Annotated in this window: 16 protein-coding genes; 11 read left to right on the top strand and 5 right to left on the bottom strand. The window is 68.7% G+C overall.

Annotated elements, in window-relative coordinates; translation table 11 throughout:
• Positions 1-23: 23 nt before the first annotated feature.
• Complete coding sequence (locus L8M95_RS00925; RefSeq protein WP_260487484.1) at positions 24-368, bottom strand: RNA polymerase-binding protein RbpA; 345 nt, start codon at positions 366-368, stop codon at positions 24-26.
• Between the two features lie 96 nt (positions 369-464).
• Here L8M95_RS00925 and L8M95_RS00920 point away from each other — a divergent pair, with 96 nt between their 5' ends.
• The 4 genes from L8M95_RS00920 to L8M95_RS00905 all read left to right on the top strand — a co-directional run bounded on the left by L8M95_RS00920 (position 465) and on the right by L8M95_RS00905 (position 5,536).
• Complete coding sequence (locus L8M95_RS00920) at positions 465-881, top strand: hypothetical protein (RefSeq protein ID WP_260487483.1); 417 nt, start codon at positions 465-467, stop codon at positions 879-881.
• A 32-nt stretch (positions 882-913) separates the two neighbouring features.
• Positions 914-2,626 carry an alpha/beta hydrolase gene (locus L8M95_RS00915; protein ID WP_260487482.1) on the top strand — a complete coding sequence of 571 codons (1,713 nt, stop codon included), beginning with the start codon at positions 914-916 and terminating at the stop codon, positions 2,624-2,626.
• 67 nt (positions 2,627-2,693) lie between these two features.
• The gene (locus L8M95_RS00910) at positions 2,694-5,081 is read left to right on the top strand and encodes an excinuclease ABC subunit UvrA (protein ID WP_260487481.1); all 2,388 of its coding nucleotides are present in this window, start codon (positions 2,694-2,696) and stop codon (positions 5,079-5,081) included.
• Complete coding sequence (locus L8M95_RS00905) at positions 5,078-5,536, top strand: PaaI family thioesterase (protein ID WP_260487480.1); 459 nt, start codon at positions 5,078-5,080, stop codon at positions 5,534-5,536. The genes L8M95_RS00910 and L8M95_RS00905 overlap by 4 nt, the downstream gene beginning before the upstream one ends.
• Positions 5,537-5,540: 4 nt before the next feature.
• Here the strand turns inward: L8M95_RS00905 and L8M95_RS00900 are convergent, their stop codons facing one another.
• Together L8M95_RS00900 and L8M95_RS00895 are read right to left on the bottom strand one after the other, a co-directional pair.
• Entirely contained in the window at positions 5,541-7,316 is a 1,776-nt protein-coding gene (locus tag L8M95_RS00900) for an FUSC family protein (RefSeq protein ID WP_260487479.1), read from the bottom strand.
• A 6-nt stretch (positions 7,317-7,322) separates the two neighbouring features.
• Positions 7,323-7,526, bottom strand: coding sequence for a hypothetical protein (locus tag L8M95_RS00895; protein WP_260487478.1), 204 nt, complete (start codon positions 7,524-7,526; stop codon positions 7,323-7,325).
• A 64-nt stretch (positions 7,527-7,590) separates the two neighbouring features.
• Between L8M95_RS00895 and L8M95_RS00890 the strand changes: the two genes are divergently transcribed.
• Both L8M95_RS00890 and L8M95_RS00885 read left to right on the top strand, forming a co-directional pair.
• Positions 7,591-8,181, top strand: a complete 591-nt coding sequence (locus L8M95_RS00890; RefSeq protein WP_260487477.1) for a pyridoxamine 5'-phosphate oxidase family protein — start codon at positions 7,591-7,593, stop codon at positions 8,179-8,181.
• Between the two features lie 9 nt (positions 8,182-8,190).
• The gene (locus L8M95_RS00885; protein WP_260487476.1) at positions 8,191-8,820 is read left to right on the top strand and encodes a GyrI-like domain-containing protein; all 630 of its coding nucleotides are present in this window, start codon (positions 8,191-8,193) and stop codon (positions 8,818-8,820) included.
• A gap of 2 nt (positions 8,821-8,822) precedes the next feature.
• On the opposite strand, the gene L8M95_RS00880 is transcribed toward L8M95_RS00885, so the two are convergent.
• Positions 8,823-9,269 (bottom strand): MarR family winged helix-turn-helix transcriptional regulator, encoded by a 447-nt coding sequence (locus tag L8M95_RS00880; RefSeq protein ID WP_260487475.1) that lies wholly within the window; start codon positions 9,267-9,269, stop codon positions 8,823-8,825.
• A gap of 60 nt (positions 9,270-9,329) precedes the next feature.
• Here L8M95_RS00880 and L8M95_RS00875 point away from each other — a divergent pair, with 60 nt between their 5' ends.
• Entirely contained in the window at positions 9,330-9,806 is a 477-nt protein-coding gene (locus tag L8M95_RS00875) for a hypothetical protein (RefSeq protein ID WP_260487474.1), read from the top strand.
• 17 nt (positions 9,807-9,823) lie between these two features.
• On the opposite strand, the gene L8M95_RS00870 is transcribed toward L8M95_RS00875, so the two are convergent.
• Positions 9,824-10,540 (bottom strand): helix-turn-helix domain-containing protein, encoded by a 717-nt coding sequence (locus L8M95_RS00870; RefSeq protein WP_260487473.1) that lies wholly within the window; start codon positions 10,538-10,540, stop codon positions 9,824-9,826.
• A 127-nt stretch (positions 10,541-10,667) separates the two neighbouring features.
• On the opposite strand from L8M95_RS00870, the gene L8M95_RS00865 reads away from it, so the two are divergent.
• From L8M95_RS00865 to L8M95_RS00850, 4 genes are all read left to right on the top strand, one after another.
• Positions 10,668-11,027: a peroxiredoxin gene (locus L8M95_RS00865; protein WP_154830689.1), complete on the top strand. Its 360-nt coding sequence runs from the start codon at positions 10,668-10,670 to the stop codon at positions 11,025-11,027.
• A 63-nt stretch (positions 11,028-11,090) separates the two neighbouring features.
• A complete protein-coding gene (locus L8M95_RS00860; protein WP_260487472.1) occupies positions 11,091-12,581 on the top strand; it encodes an amidase in 1,491 nt (496 codons plus the stop codon).
• Between the two features lie 690 nt (positions 12,582-13,271).
• On the top strand, positions 13,272-14,384 hold the full coding sequence (locus L8M95_RS00855) for a site-specific integrase (protein WP_260487471.1): 1,113 nt from the start codon (positions 13,272-13,274) through the stop codon (positions 14,382-14,384).
• The gene (locus L8M95_RS00850) at positions 14,381-14,737 is read left to right on the top strand and encodes a helix-turn-helix transcriptional regulator (RefSeq protein ID WP_260487470.1); all 357 of its coding nucleotides are present in this window, start codon (positions 14,381-14,383) and stop codon (positions 14,735-14,737) included. Before L8M95_RS00855 ends, L8M95_RS00850 begins: the two co-directional genes overlap by 4 nt.
• Positions 14,738-14,951 lie beyond the last annotated feature (214 nt).

The following is a 14,951-nucleotide window of genomic DNA, read 5'->3' as shown; positions in this document are numbered from 1 at the left end:
ATCCCGGGGGCCGGGGTTTCGTCCTACCGCGCTCCGGCGCGGCGCCGCTTCTTGAGCAGGTCCATCCGCTCCTTGAGCAGCTCCTCGAGCTCCTCCAGGGAGCGACGCTCGAGCAGCATGTCCCAGTGGGTACGCGGCGGCTTGCCCTTCTTGACCTCGACCGCCGGGCCGTCGATGAGCTGGCCTTCCTGGCCGTTCTTGCACATCCAGGTGCCGGGGATCTCGGCGTCATCGGCGAACGGGACCTCGTAGACCTCGCCGTTGGGGGTCTGGTACCGGGCCATGCGGCGCGGCGCGAGGTCGGTGTCCCGGTCGGTCTCGTAGCTCACCGCACCGAGGCGGCTGCCCCTGAGGACTCGATCTGCCATGCGAACTCCTTCTGCCGTGTTCGTCTGCGTCAATTCATGCGGATCGACACGACGCTGCGTGGTTCCTGCTTGTGTCAACGCCAGGGGAACCCCCAAATGTTCCCACGTCCCGATGCTGCGGGCCACCCCGGGGGCGGGCTGGGTAGCCTCACACCCGTGGAACCCGACCCCCGACCCGAGCCTGCCGCGCCCCGCAGGGGTGAGGCCTCGTGCGCCTGGTGCGGCCGTCCCGTGGACGAGGGCGGGACCGGCCGCCGGCGCCGCTACTGCCGGAGGTCCTGCCGGCAACGGGCCTACGAGCAGCGCCGGTCCCTGCGGATGCAGGACCTGCCCGAGGGCACGGTCGTGCTCACCGAAGCGGAGTCGACCGACCTCATGGACCGCATGTTCCAGTTGCGCTGCGCCTGCGAGGACCTGCGGACCGCGATCGCCGAGGGGGAGGACGCCGCGGAACTGACGCGCATGTCCGAGGACCTGGTCTCAGCAGCGAGACGGGCCGAGCGGCTGCGATGAGCCAGGGCGGTGGGGCGCGGCGGACGGCAGCGATGAACCCGCTCGTCGCGACGCTCCGGGCGTGGTGGGGCCGGTGGCGCCCCTCCGTGACCGGCCTCGTCGTGGCCGCACTGGCGGCGTGGGTCTCGCTCATGCCGTCCCTGCTGCCGCGCGCCTGGTACTACCAGGGGCTGGTCACCGGCGTGTCGATGCTGGTGGGTTACGGGGTCGGCGTGGCGCTCAGGACCGTCTGGAGACGGGTCGTGGCGCCGCGCGTCATCCTTCATCCCGACCTCCTCGCGTTGGGTGATCGCCTCCTGACCTTCGCTCGGCTGTCCGCCCCGTACGTTCTGGTCGTCTACCTCGTCACCGCCACCGCCACGGCGATCCGGTGGCAGGACCAGGTCTCGGACCTGGTGAGCTCACCCCGTCCGCCGTGGGCGGACTACATGAAGATCCCGTGGGTCGCCCTGGCGATCTTCGTCGGACTCCTCGTCGCGGTCCGGGGGATCCGCGCGGGGTACCGGTGGCTGACCCGCGTGGTGGGCCGCAGGTTCGGCATCGGGGTGTACACCGCCCGGCTCGCGGGCGTCGTGGTCGTGGCCGTCCTCGCGCTCGGCGTGGTGCAGGGCGTGGTGCCGCGCCTGTTCTTCGAGGGCGCGAACCGGATCTTCAGCGGACAGAACAACGAGGACCTCCCCGGCGCGCGGCCCCCGATGACGCCCGAACGGTCCGGGTCCCCGGGCTCGGTCGTGGATTTCGAGGACCTGGGCCTCCAGGGGCGGCGGTTCGTCACCGGCGGTCTCGACGGGGAGCGGTTGGGCGACCTGCTGGGCAGGACCGCGCCCGAGCCGATCCGGGCGTACGCCGGACTGGAGTCCGCCCCGACCGACGACGAGCGCTCCGCACTGGTGGTCGCGGAGCTGGAGCGGACCCGGGCGGGGGAGCGCGAGTCCGTGGTGATCGCCCCGACCACCGGCACCGGGTGGATCAACCCCCACGCCGCCCAGGCCATCGAGCTGCTCTCCGGGGGCGACGTCGCGATCGTGGGTACCCAGTACTCGTATCTGCCCAGTTGGATCTCATTCCTCGCCGACCGGGAGAAGGCCGAGGCGGCGGGTCGGTCACTCATCGAGGCGGTGGTGGCGTGGCGCGACGCGCTCCCACCCGACCGGCCGCGGCCGAAGCTGTACGTCTACGGCGAGAGCCTGGGTACCCAGGCCGGCGAGGCGGCGTTCTCCGGAATCCGGGACATCCGGGCGACGGTGGACGGGGTGCTCTGGGTCGGTCCACCCAATTCCAACCACATCTGGCACGCGCTCGTCCAGCGCCGCGACCCCGGCACCCCGGTCACCGAGCCGGTGTACGCGGACGGCCTGCTCGTGCGGTTCTCCGAGGATCCCGCGGAGTTCCGCGACGACGCCACCCCGTGGATCCCGCCGCACGTCCTGTACGTCCAGCACGCGACGGATCCGGTGGTGTGGTGGACCCCGGATCTGCTGTTCGACCGCCCCGCGTGGCTGGCCGAGCCGCCGGGGAAGGGTCGGCACCCCGGGATGTTCTACATGCCCGTGCTGACCCTCTTCCAGGTGACCGCCGACCTCGGGAACGCCATCGGCGGGTCGCAGGGCTACGGCCACCTCTACGATCATCAGATTCTCGACGGGTGGGCGGCCGCGACGGGACGCGAGGGATGGGACGACGACGAGTTCCGGCGGTTCGCCCGACTGCACGCGGTCGCGATGGAGCGGCAGGAGCGCGGCTGATGCACTTTCACGCCAGGGGGCCGCGGTCTAACGTTGCCGCTGTACTCGGCAGATGAGGAGACCCGGGATGAGCGCCCACGCCGCTGACACGCACGACATCATCCGCGTCCTCGGCGCGCGCGAGAACAACCTCAGGTCGATCGACGTGGAACTGCCGAAGCGGCGGCTCACCGTGTTCACCGGGGTCTCCGGCTCGGGCAAGAGTTCCCTGGTGTTCTCCACCATCGCCGCGGAGTCGCAGCGGATGATCAACGAGACCTACAGCGCGTTTGTGCAGGGTTTCATGCCGACCCTCGCGCGGCCGGACGTCGACGTGTTGGAGGGGTTGACCACGGCGATCGTCGTGGACCAGGAGCGGATGGGCTCCGACCCCCGCTCCACGGTCGGCACCGCCACCGATACCGGGGCGATGCTGCGGATCCTGTTCAGCCGTCTCGCGCAGCCGAGGATCGGCGGCCCCAAGGCGTACTCCTTCAACGTCGCATCGGCGTCCGGGGTGGGGACGCTGAAGAAGGCAGACGGTACCCGGCAAAAGGCCGAGTTCTCCATCACCGGCGGAATGTGCGTCCGCTGCGAGGGTCGTGGGTCGGTGTCCGACTTCGACATCGATGCGCTGGTGGACCGTTCCAGGTCCCTGTCGGAGGGCGCCATCACCGTCCCCGGGTACTCGATGGACGGCTGGTACGGGCGCATCTACTCCGGCTCCGGGTTCTTCGACATGGACAAGCCGGTGGGGGAGTTCACCGACCGGGAGATGCATGACCTGCTGCGCAAGGAGCCGGTCAAGGTCAAGGCCGACGGCATCAACGTCACATTCGAGGGCCTGATCCCCAAGATCCAGAAGTCGATGCTGTCCAAGGACGTCGAGGCGATGCAGCCCCACATCCGTGCATTCGTGGAGCGGGCCGTGGTCTTCACCACCTGCCCCGAGTGCGACGGCACCCGGCTCAACGAGGGGGCCCGATCGTCCCGCATCGGGGACAGGAACATCGCGGACGTCTCGGCCATGCAGATCACCGATCTCGCCGAATGGCTCCGGGGTATCGCCGACCCGTCGGTGGCGCCGCTGCTCGACTCCCTGCAGCACACGCTCGACTCGTTCGTGGAGATCGGCCTGGGATACCTGTCCCTCGACCGCCCCGCCGGGACCCTGTCCGGCGGCGAGTCGCAGCGGGTCAAGATGATCCGGCACCTCGGTTCCGCACTGACCGACGTCACCTACGTGTTCGACGAGCCGTCGATCGGCCTGCACCCCCACGACATCCGACGCATGAACGGGCTGCTCCTGCGGCTGCGCGACAAGGGCAACACGGTCCTGGTGGTCGAGCACAAACCGGAGACCATCGCGATCGCCGACCACGTCGTCGACCTCGGGCCCGGCGCCGGCTCCGAGGGCGGTCAGATCTGCTTCGAGGGATCGGTCAGCGGGCTCCGCGCGAGCGACACCGTTACAGGTCGTCACCTGGACGACAAGGCGGCCCTCAAGCAGTCCGTGCGATCGGCCACCGGGGTGCTGGAGGTGCGTGGCGCGACCGCGCACAACGTCCGGGACGTGGACGTGGACATCCCGCTCGGGGTGCTGTGCGCGGTGACCGGGGTGGCCGGGTCGGGCAAGAGCTCACTCATCCACGGTTCGGTGTCCCCTCGCGACGGGGTGGTCGCGATCGACCAGGCCGCCATCCGTGGGTCCCGACGCAGCAACCCGGCCACCTACACCGGACTGCTCGAGCCCATCCGCAAGGCGTTCGCCAAGGCCAACGGCGTCAAGCCGGCGCTGTTCAGCCCGAACTCCGAGGGCGCGTGCCCCACCTGCAAGGGCGCCGGCGTGATCTACAGCGACCTCGCGATGATGGCCGGCGTCGCCACGACGTGCGACGACTGCGAGGGCAGGCGCTTCCAGGCCGAGGTGCTCGAGTACCGGTTCGGCGGCCGGAACATCGGCGAGGTGCTGGGGATGTCCGTCGCACAGGCCGAGGAGTTCTTCGCCGGGGGAGAGGCGCGGATCCCCGCCGCGCACAAGATTCTCGTCCGGCTCCGCGACGTCGGCCTGGGCTACATCCGTCTCGGCCAACCCCTGACCACGCTGTCCGGTGGCGAGCGGCAACGACTCAAGCTCGCGGCGCAGATGGCCGACAAGGCCGAGGTCTACGTCCTGGACGAACCGACCACCGGCCTGCACCTGGCCGACGTGGCGACCCTGCTGGCGATGCTCGACCGGCTGGTCGACGCCGGGAAGTCGGTGATCGTGATCGAGCACCACCAGGCGGTGATGGCCCACGCGGACTGGATCATCGACCTCGGCCCCGGGGCCGGGCACGACGGGGGTCGGGTCGTGTTCGAGGGCATCCCGGCCGATCTCGTCGCCGCCGCCTCCACTCTCACCGGGGAGCATCTGGCGGAGTACGTGGCTGCGGCGACCTTGCCGGTGCCGGTGGCGGGTAGAAAGACCCCATGATCGATTCCGGCGGGTTCCCCGATGCCAGCTCCTCCGACGCCAGCTCCTCCGACGCCAGCGCCTTCGTCCGCGCCTCCGGGCTCGTCGTCGACGAGGTGACGACCACCTCGCTGCGCGGGCACGCGGACCTGGGGGAGGAGCACCTCACCGCGTGGGGGACGGTCCACGGCGGCGTCTACGCGAGCATCGTGGAGTCCGCAGGCGGAGCGGGAGCCGGATTCGCGGTCGCCGACCGGGGGCAGATCGCGGTCGGCGTCCACAACGGCACCGACTTCCTCCGTCCGTCCACCGGCGGGCGGGTCGAGGTCACCGCGCATGCCCTGTTCCAGGGCCGCAGCCAGCAACTGTGGGATGTCGTGATCAGCCAGTCCGGGAGCGGAGCCGTGCTCGCACGGGGCCAACTCCGGCTGCAGAACGTGCCCAGGCCGGACACCGCCGCCACTCCTGGACGCTGAGCACTCAGCCGAACTGCGCCCCCGTGCGCCGGCAGTGTTCACGGATACGCGCGTCGACGGGATTATCGGCTCCGACCGGTCGCCGGCCCGAAGGCAGCTCCAGATCCGCGAGCTCCTCCCACCCGGGCGCCGACGCGGCGACCGCGTCCACCCCGTGCGTCCCCAGCATGAGGTACCCGGCGTGGGTGACGGCCTCGGCGGTTCTGGCCTCGGTGGAGTCGGCGTGCCCGTCCGCCACGAGGAGGGAATGACTGGCATTGAGGTCGCGCAGCGTCGAGGACAAGGTGGGTTCTCGGCGCGCCTGTTCCTCCCCCCGGGCGAACTGTGCGAGCTCACGCAGCACCCGTCCGGTGTCCGCGCGGACGGCCCGGTGGTGGGCCCGTCGACCGAGACCCCACAGCACGGCCAGAGCCACGAGGACGCCCACGACGGTGTCGAGCAGTCGCTCGCCGACCAGCGACAGGGGCCGCTCCGGGACGTTGCCACCGGAAGCGATGAGCAGGGCGAGCGGGGTGATGAGTGTGACCGCGAGTCCGTAATTGCGGGTGACGAGCAGCTCGATCGTGAACTGCAGGACCACGATCAGTCCTATGAGCCACCACCCGGTGGGCTGCAGAATCGCTACCAGCAGAAACAAGCCGAGACCGGCGACGGTGCCGGTCAGGCGGTGCAATGCCCGGTAGGTCCGGGCCGCCCGGGGGCCGCCCTGGTGGAGTACGAGAGCCGAGAACGCGATCGCCCAGTACAGGTGCGGCTGGTCGGGGCCTGCGAGCAGCGTGAGCAGGACGATGGACGCGGCCGTGGCGACCCCGACCGACGCGGCCACCGACCACGGTTCACCGGGCCACCGGAGCCCGTTGGCCAGCCGCCACCGCAACGAACCGATGTGACCGCGTTCGTCGTCGGCGAGCGCGCGCTCGGTTCGTTCGGCCGCCGAGGCGGTGGGCAGGTCGATGTCGGAGGTCTCGGGCGTCTCGCCCAGCCAGCGACCGGCGTCGGGGTTGCGGGGGTCCCACGCATGGTCTTCCCCGGGCACGATGTGGACGGTGGCCCGCGCGGCGCGCTCCTCGTAGTCACGCCGAGCAGCGGCCAGTCCGGCGATGATCTCCTCCGTCGGCGTCCACATCCCTTCCGCGACGGCCTCCTGTGCCTCGGCCAGGGCGTGCGCCGCTGCACGGTGCTGTGGGCGACTGTCGGGCCCGGGTTCCGTGGAGGCGTAGGCGGCGACCGCGTCCCGCGCACGCCGGACGGCTCGCCGTTCCGGCCGGCGCGGGTCACGGAGGAACTCCGCCATCGTCACCAGCCAGGCCACGGCCGCCCCGACGGCAGTCATGGCCGGGACGACGATGGGCTCGACGCCGTGTTCACCCACCACTAGGTAGGCGATGCCGGAGCACAGGACGAGGAAGTACGAGCCGGGAGGCCCCACCCGGAATGCCAGGCACAATCCGGCGGTGACCATCGCCAGGAGCACGGCGCACACCGCGAAGGCCACCTGGGATCCCGCCGTGAACGCCCCCAGCGCAGTCGCCGCCACCAGCCCCAGTCCGATACCCGCGACCGTGACCGCGCGGCGACGGATCGGTGCCGCCGGCGCGTAGAGCACCGCGAATGTGCCCGTCACCGTGAGAAGGCCCAGATCGAGCCGCCCGAACAGGTACGGGATCGCCAGGCACAGCAGGACCGTGAGCCCCGCCTTGATCGCGTTCGGTAGACGCGGGGGGCTCGGGGCAAGGGTGACGAGGGGCCGCAGCAGGGTGCCGGGTGTGGTCGACGCCATGCGCGGTCAGGCCGTCCTTCCGAATCTCTTGTGCAGCGCTTGTTTGCTGACTCCGAGCACCATGCCGATCTCCGCCCAGCTCATGCCCTGCAGCCGGGCGTGCCGCACCGCGGCGGCTTCCTGGCGGGCGATGTCGGCCTTCGCATGCGCGATCGCGGCGAGCCTGTCGATCGGGGAGTCGTCGTCGGAGAAATCGAATGTCGTTTCCATGGCCACCACCTCGACCGTCAACTTACATTGACGACGCACCGGGCGTCAACTATCATTGACGGCCATGGCAGCCAACCACTACCCGGGGATCGCGTACGGACCGGCGGTGCGGGCCCGGCAGGACGCCGTGGGGGTCACCCTCCCCGTCGACACCGGCGACTTCTCCCTCGACGGCACCGATGTCGCGCTGATCCGGAGCGCCGACCACTTCTCCCTCTCGACGGTCACCGAGTCGGGCTGGCCCTACGCGCAGCACCGCGGTGGCCCGGCGGGGTTCGTGCACGTCGTCGACGACACGACCCTCGCCTGGGCCGAGTTCCCGGGCAACCGCCAGTACGTCTCCACGGGCAACGTGGACCACGACGGACGCGTCTGCCTGCTCTTCGTCGACTACCCGACCCGCCGGCGGTTGAAGGTCTTCGGTCACGCGCGGACGGTCGAGCCGGACGCCGACCCCCAGCTGATCGACCGGCTCCGGGCCATGGGGGACAAGCAGTACTCCGGCCACGTGGAACGCGCGATCGTGGTGGACGTGGTGGCCACTGACGCCAACTGCAGTAAGCACATCACCCCGCGGTGGGATCGCCGGTACGTCGACGAGCTGACCTCGGTGTACCGACGCCGGATCGAGGAGCTGCAGGCCGGATCGGCGTAGCCTGCTGCCATGGTCGGCGACCCACCCAACTTCGACATCAAACGCGAGCGCAGGGACCTCTACGACGCCAAGGCCGGCCGATTCGATCTGGTCGAGGTCCCACCGATGACCTTACTCATGGTCGACGGGCAGGGAGATCCCGATACCGCGCCCGAGTACAGGGCCGCCGTCGAGGCGCTGTACGCCACGTCCTACGCCGTGCGCGCGGCGGCCCGGACCGTGCTGGGACGAGTCCACACGGTGGGCCCGCTCGAGGGCCTCTGGTACGCCGACGACCCGCAGGTGTTCACGTCCCGCGACAAGGCCGCCTGGAGTTGGACGATGATGATCTGGCAGCCGGACTGGGTCACCCCGGACATCCTGTCCGCCGCCATGGAGAAGGTGACGACGACGAAGGTGCCGGACGCCCGCGAGCGGGTGCGGTTCGACGAGTATGCCGAGGGGACGGCGGTGCAGACGCTGCACGTGGGCCCCTACGACGACGAGGGCCCGGCCATCGCGCGGATGCACGAGGAGGTCATCCCCGCACACGGCGCCGTCCCGTCCGGGCACCATCACGAGATCTATCTCTCGGACCCCCGTAGGTCCGATCCCGCCAGACTCAAGACGATCCTGCGTCAGCCGATCACCATCGGCTGACGTTACCGATCGCCGCGATCGGCTCCGTCGAGCGAGGTCACGAGTCGCTGTGCCAGGGTCCGCAACTGGACGAGATCTTCCTGCGGCATGTCCACCCTGTCCAGCAGGGAACACTGGATCGTCTCGGCTTCAGCGCGCAGCCTCCCGCCGGCCTCGGTGAGGTGGACGTGGACACTCCTGCCATCGCCGGCGGAGCGGGATCGCGCGACCAGGCCGGCATGCTCCAGTCGCGCCAACAGAGGGGAGAGGGTGCCCGAGTCGAGGAGGAGTCGGTCCCCGAGCTGCCGGACCGTCAGTCCGTCCTCCTCCCACAGCACGAGGAGGGCGAGATACTGCGGATAGGTCAGGCCAACCGATGCCAGGGCGTGCCGGTAGGCAGACGTCGAGGCGCGAGAGGCGGCGTAGAGGGCGAAGCACACTTGCTCTTCCAGGCGGAGGTCGGCATCCATTGCCCGATTATGGACCACGATTGGGTTGCGCTCAACTAAGTTGTGCGCAACACTACCCCCATGAACTCATCCGACCGAACCCAGACGACCCCGGGATCCCGTCCGCCCTCGCGCCGACGGCGCAGCGCGGGGGAGATCGTTCGCCATGTCGGACGGTGGGCCCTCGGCGCCGCACTCCTCGGCGCGGGGACCGGCCACCTGACGACCATGCGCGAGGAGTTCCAGGCGCAGGTCCCGACGTGGGTTCCGCTCGACCCGGACTTCGTGGTGGTCGCCTCCGGCGTGGTGGAACTCGGCCTCGGCGCGGCGCTCATCTTCGCACCGACCCGGTTCCGTCCGGCGGTCGGCGGCGTGACGGCGGCGTTCTTCATCGCCATCTTCCCCGGGAACATCTCGCAGTACGTCACGGGCACGGATGCATTCGGGCTCGACAGCGACCGCGCACGGCTCGTCCGACTGTTCTTCCAGCCGGTGCTCGTGGCGTGGGCCCTGTGGTCCACCGGCGCCTGGCGCGCCTGGCGGAACCGGAACGCGTGAGGATCCGCGCGCGCACGTCAACCCGGACCCCGGGGCCCGTTGTCGCCATGAACTGACGACTCCGCCTCTCGGACGACCCCCAGGATCGGATGACATCCCAACCAGGCGGGGAACCGTTCCGTCAGTTCCGGCGGACCCCAGAGTTCGACCCGGCCGTCACCGATCTCGTCGTGCATTACGGCGTCGCCCATCCAGATCCTCGTCAGGGTCCGAAGGTCGGAGTTCACCCGCAGGTCGACATCCAGGCCCGGGTCGACCAGACACAGGTCGATCGCGTCGTCCACCACCATCCAGTAGGTGGTCCTGCGGGGTGGCCCGTCGCGGATCCACATCTCTATGACGATCCGGCGGTCGGCCAGTCCGGCGGGACGGAGCATCCGGCGGATGTCCCACATCAGGAACGACGGATCGAGCTCGTCAGGTGTGTACCTGCTCCGCGCCCAGCGTTGCCCCCAGATGCCCATGGCCTCGATCACGGGGTGCAGCTCCCAGCCCGATGCGGTGAGGGTGTATGTGCTGTCCCGCCCGGCTCCGTGGTGTTCCAGCACACCGGCGGACACCAACTGGTGCAGCCTCTTGGACAGCAGGCTCGGTGAGATCAACGGAACTCCTCGCTGGATCTCGCCGAATCGACTGGAACCGCACATCAGCTCGCGCAGTATCAGCGGAGCCCATCGCTCACACAGGAGTTCCGCGGTCTTCGCGACGGGGCAGAACTGCCCGTAGCCGTTCATCCGTCCACGGTAGACCCGCTGAGGCCCGGCGTCACTACACATCGCGAAGTGTGCGCGCCGCTCCCGCGGTGGTCCCCTTGCAGGGTCTCATCGCGCATCCGGTGCGTGGACGGAAGGAGCAGGGGAGATGAACAGAGCAGTCGTATCGCTGACGACCGGGCTCGAGGACGCGGAGAAGGTGACCGTCGCCTTTCTGGTCGCGGTCGGGGCCGCCGAATCGGGCCGGCCGACACTCATGTTCCTCACCAAGGAGGCCGTTCGGCTCGCGGTGCGGGGGGTCGCGACCGGAACCGCCTGCCAGGGTTGTCCGTCGATCGAGAGCCTCATGGCCCGGTACGTGGCCGCGGGTGGCACCTATCTGGTGTGCCCGATCTGCGTGGATGCCAAGCAGCTGACCGACAGCCCCCTCATCGACGGGGCGACCAAAGGCGGGACCGTGCCGATGTGGGAGTGGATCGGGGAGGGGGCGACCACGTTCAGTTACTGACCCGGACCACGGCGATCCCGAACCGGACCGGGTCAGCGATCGCGCTGCGTAGACTCCGACCCCATGCGCTTCGATGAGTTCAGGAGTCACGACGCCCTCGGACTCGCCGCCCTGGTGAGACGTCGCGAGGCCACCCCCGTCGAGCTCCTCGACGCAGCAGTTCAGCGCGCCGACAGCGTCAACCCGGGACTCAACGCCATCGTCCACCGAATGGACCGAACGGCCCGTGACCGGGTGGCCGGGGAACTGACGGGCCCGTTCGCCGGGGTGCCGTTCCTCCTCAAAGATCTCGGACAGGATTATGCGGGGTCGCCGACCAGCGGGGGTTCCCGCCCGCTGGTCGGGGTGCCGGCAGTCGAACACGCGACGGTGGTGCAGCGGTGGCTGGACGCGGGCCTGGTCGTCTTCGGCAAGACCAACACCCCGGAGTTCGGGGCCAAGGGAATCACCGAGCCCGAGCTGTTCGGCCCCGCCAGGAACCCGTGGGACACCAGCCGCAGCCCCGGTGGATCCTCGGGCGGGTCCGCCGCCGCGGTCGCGGCCGGAATCGTCCCGGCCGCGGGGGCGAGCGACGGCGGCGGCTCCATCCGTATCCCAGCCGCCTGCTGCGGTCTCGTGGGCCTCAAACCCGGCCGTGGACTGGTGCCGATGGGCCCATTGCGCGGGGAGGCGATGCACGGCGCCGCCACCAACGGTGTCGTCTCGCGGTCGGTCCGCGACACCGCTGCGATGCTGGACGTCCTGATGGGCGGGGAGCCGGGCGGCCCGTACGTTCCCGCCACGCCGTCCGAGTCGTTCCTCTCACAGGTCGGAGCGGACCCGGGCCGGCTGCGGATCGGGGTCTGTACCGCGTCGTCGATCAACCCGGAACCCCATCCGGAGGCCCTCGCTGCAGTCGAGAACGCCGCCCGAACGCTTGAGGACCTCGGCCACCACGTCGAGATCCTGGATGCACAGCCCGTCGACGGCCTCGCGTTGGCACGAGACTTCCTCACCAGTTGGTTCGCGTATCTCGCGTGGTCGGTCGAGGACACCAAACGGCGGACGGGGTGCGCCGACCGGGACTTCGAGACGGATACGCGGATCGTCGCGGCACTCGGCAGGGCGCAGAGCAGCGTGGATTACCTCGACGCCGTGATGCGGCGGGACCAGTACGTCCGCGAACTGACCACCTACTTCGACGGTTACGACCTGCTCATGACGCCGACGTTGGCCGACCTACCGCCTCGCATCGGCGCTCTCGACACCCCGCCGCTGGCACGTCGCGGAGCGGCCGCGTTGCTCGCGACGCGTACTGCATCACTGCTGCGCCACTCGGGCTTCGTGGAGTCACTCATCAATGCCAACCTCAGCTGGGTGCCGTATACGCAATTGGCCAACCTGACCGGTCGGCCGGCGATGTCGCTCCCGCTGCACTGGACTCCGGAAGGCGTACCCATGGGAGTGCACTTCACCGCGCAGCTCGGGGGAGAATCGACGCTGCTGCGACTGGCCGGCCAACTCGAGCAGTCGTCGCCGTGGTCCGACAGGAATCCGGCACTCAACGACGCGTGAGCTCAGCGACTTCGCCCACCGGGGAACCCCCGGATGAAACGTCACAGTGTCGAAACAAGGGCGCCCTGCAGCGCTGCGGAGGAGCGGCGGCGGACCGATGCCGTGAGACCCCGGGCGGGTTCGCGAGATGAACTCACAGCGTCCGCGACCCGGGGCCTCACGGCGGCGCGGCGACACGGCGCCGCCGAGACGGTCAGGCCATGTCCGCCGGGATGACGCTGAGGAGCCACTGGTAGAGATCCACGAGAGGGTTGTGGATGAACATGAAAGCGTTCTCGACCGATCCGCGCATGATGACGCACCTTTCTCTGTCGAGCGACACGGTGCCGCCTCAGTGACTATTCGGACCCGTGCGAGAAGTGGATGGTTCGAATCGGCTCGAGCCACCTCCCGGCCAGCGCTTCCAAAGTGCCGATAATCTACATTATGTAAAGTCGAATCGACCGTATCTGCGCTTCCGGCACATAACGAGAATTCGGGTAACGCCCCAATCTTTCCTTAGCCTCCCCCGTGACCTGCACCTTTCCCTTATCGGCGTCCCGGCCCGCAGCGGCGTGCGCAGTACGTTCCAGCCACCTAAGGGACGAAGCCAGATAGCCCCTGACCGTGCGTTACTCACCCTCCTATTGCGCCTTTCGCAATCAGTGTGCGAAACTTGCAATCACTTTCCGGGGCTCGAGGACGGTCGTAATGACCCACCACGAAGACAACGTCACATTCGCAACCTTCGGTCAAGGCGCTCCGGATCCGGACGTCTTCCTGGAAGGCGTCCTGGACGGGTGGGCCCGACAGCAGCAGGCGAAAGATTTCGCCACGGCCACAATCGATACCCGCCGCAGGGTCATCATGAGCCTGATCGACTTTTCGGGACATTATCCGTGGGAATGGACCCTGGCGGACGCAGACGACTATTTCTCGCACGCCCGCGCGGTTCGAAACTTGTCGCATGGCACTGTGCGCTCCTACCAGGGCGCGATCAAGTTGTTCTGCGACTACGCCTGCGATCCGCGCTACGACTGGTCCGAACTCAGCGCAAGAATGTTCGGGCAGGTCTTTGCTCAAGTAGTGACCGAACTCAACCGCGTTACTCACTCCGCGCCCACCGAGGCACGCCCGGCCAAACGACCGTTCACCCAGCACGAACTGCAGAGTGTTTTCGACCTGGCAGACCTCGAGGTCGAGCGAATTATTGAGTCAGGTCGTAAAGGCGCCGTGGCAGCTTGGCGGGATGCCATCGCGTTCAAGACCGCCTACAGCTGGGGGCTTAGGTCGAACGAACTCCGTCATCTTCAGGTGGTGGACTTCTCCCGCAACAGCCGGGCCCCCTACCTCGGCGACCACGGAGTTCTCCGCGTGCGCTGGGGAAAGGCGCATCGCGGCTCAGCGAAGAAGGTCCGCTCGGTGCTGACCGTGTGGCCATGGTCAGCGGAAATGATCGACCAATGGATCCGTCAAGGTCTACCGCGCTATGGCCACCCGATTAACGACTGCTTCCCCACCAGCACCGGCGCCCTGGTCGGCCCGTCGCAACTGCTCGGTCGGCTCCGTTCCCTGATCGACGAACTCGGACTTCCGCCTGGACTCGACCTGCATTCCTTTCGCCGCTCCTACGCAACCCATCTGGTCACCGGCGAAGGCTACGACGTGACCTTTGTCCAGCTCCAACTAGGACACGAACATGCCGCGACCACCTCGATCTACACACTGCCCTCCCCTGACTACCAAAGACTGGCCCTAGAGCGTGCACACAACCGCACCATCAATGCAGCGGTCGGACATCACACATCGGAGACGAATTCATGAGTAAACGAGAGGTCAGCTACACCTGGCGAGTCCGCGAGATCATGGCACGCCGCGGCGTGCACTCCGCCAAAGAACTCGCTGAACTGCTGCATGAACGCGGCATCACCCTCACCCCCAACGCTGTCTGGCGCATCGTCGCTCAAGAGCCCGAGCGCATCTCTTTCAAGGTGCTTGTCGCCCTCTGCGACGCTCTCAATGTCACGCCAAACGACCTGATCACCTACACCGCCGCCGACGCCCGAACCCGCCGACAACACCAGGTGGCGTCCGGTGAAGACGTCGCCGATCTGCGCCACCTCAGACCAGTCCGCGCCCGCATAATCGAGGATGAGGACAATGACTCCCGCCGGTAGGCCAGCCACCGGCGGCAACGGCTCCGCAAGGCCCCCGACGGTGAGCGGGCTACCCAACCACAAAAAGCGCGGACGGCCCCGCTCGACTGGGAGGCACCGCTGCGACCGCTGCCACGACCAGGTCTCGACGATCCGCGTCCGGTGGCCCGACGGCGCCATATGCGGGCCCTGCTTCACCGAAGCCACACACACGTACGGCACCTGCTCAAGCTGC

Origin of the sequence: Dietzia sp. B32, assembly GCF_024732245.1 — a bacterium.
GTDB lineage: Bacteria > Actinomycetota > Actinomycetes > Mycobacteriales > Mycobacteriaceae > Dietzia.
This window is presented reverse-complemented; position numbering and strand designations above follow the sequence as displayed.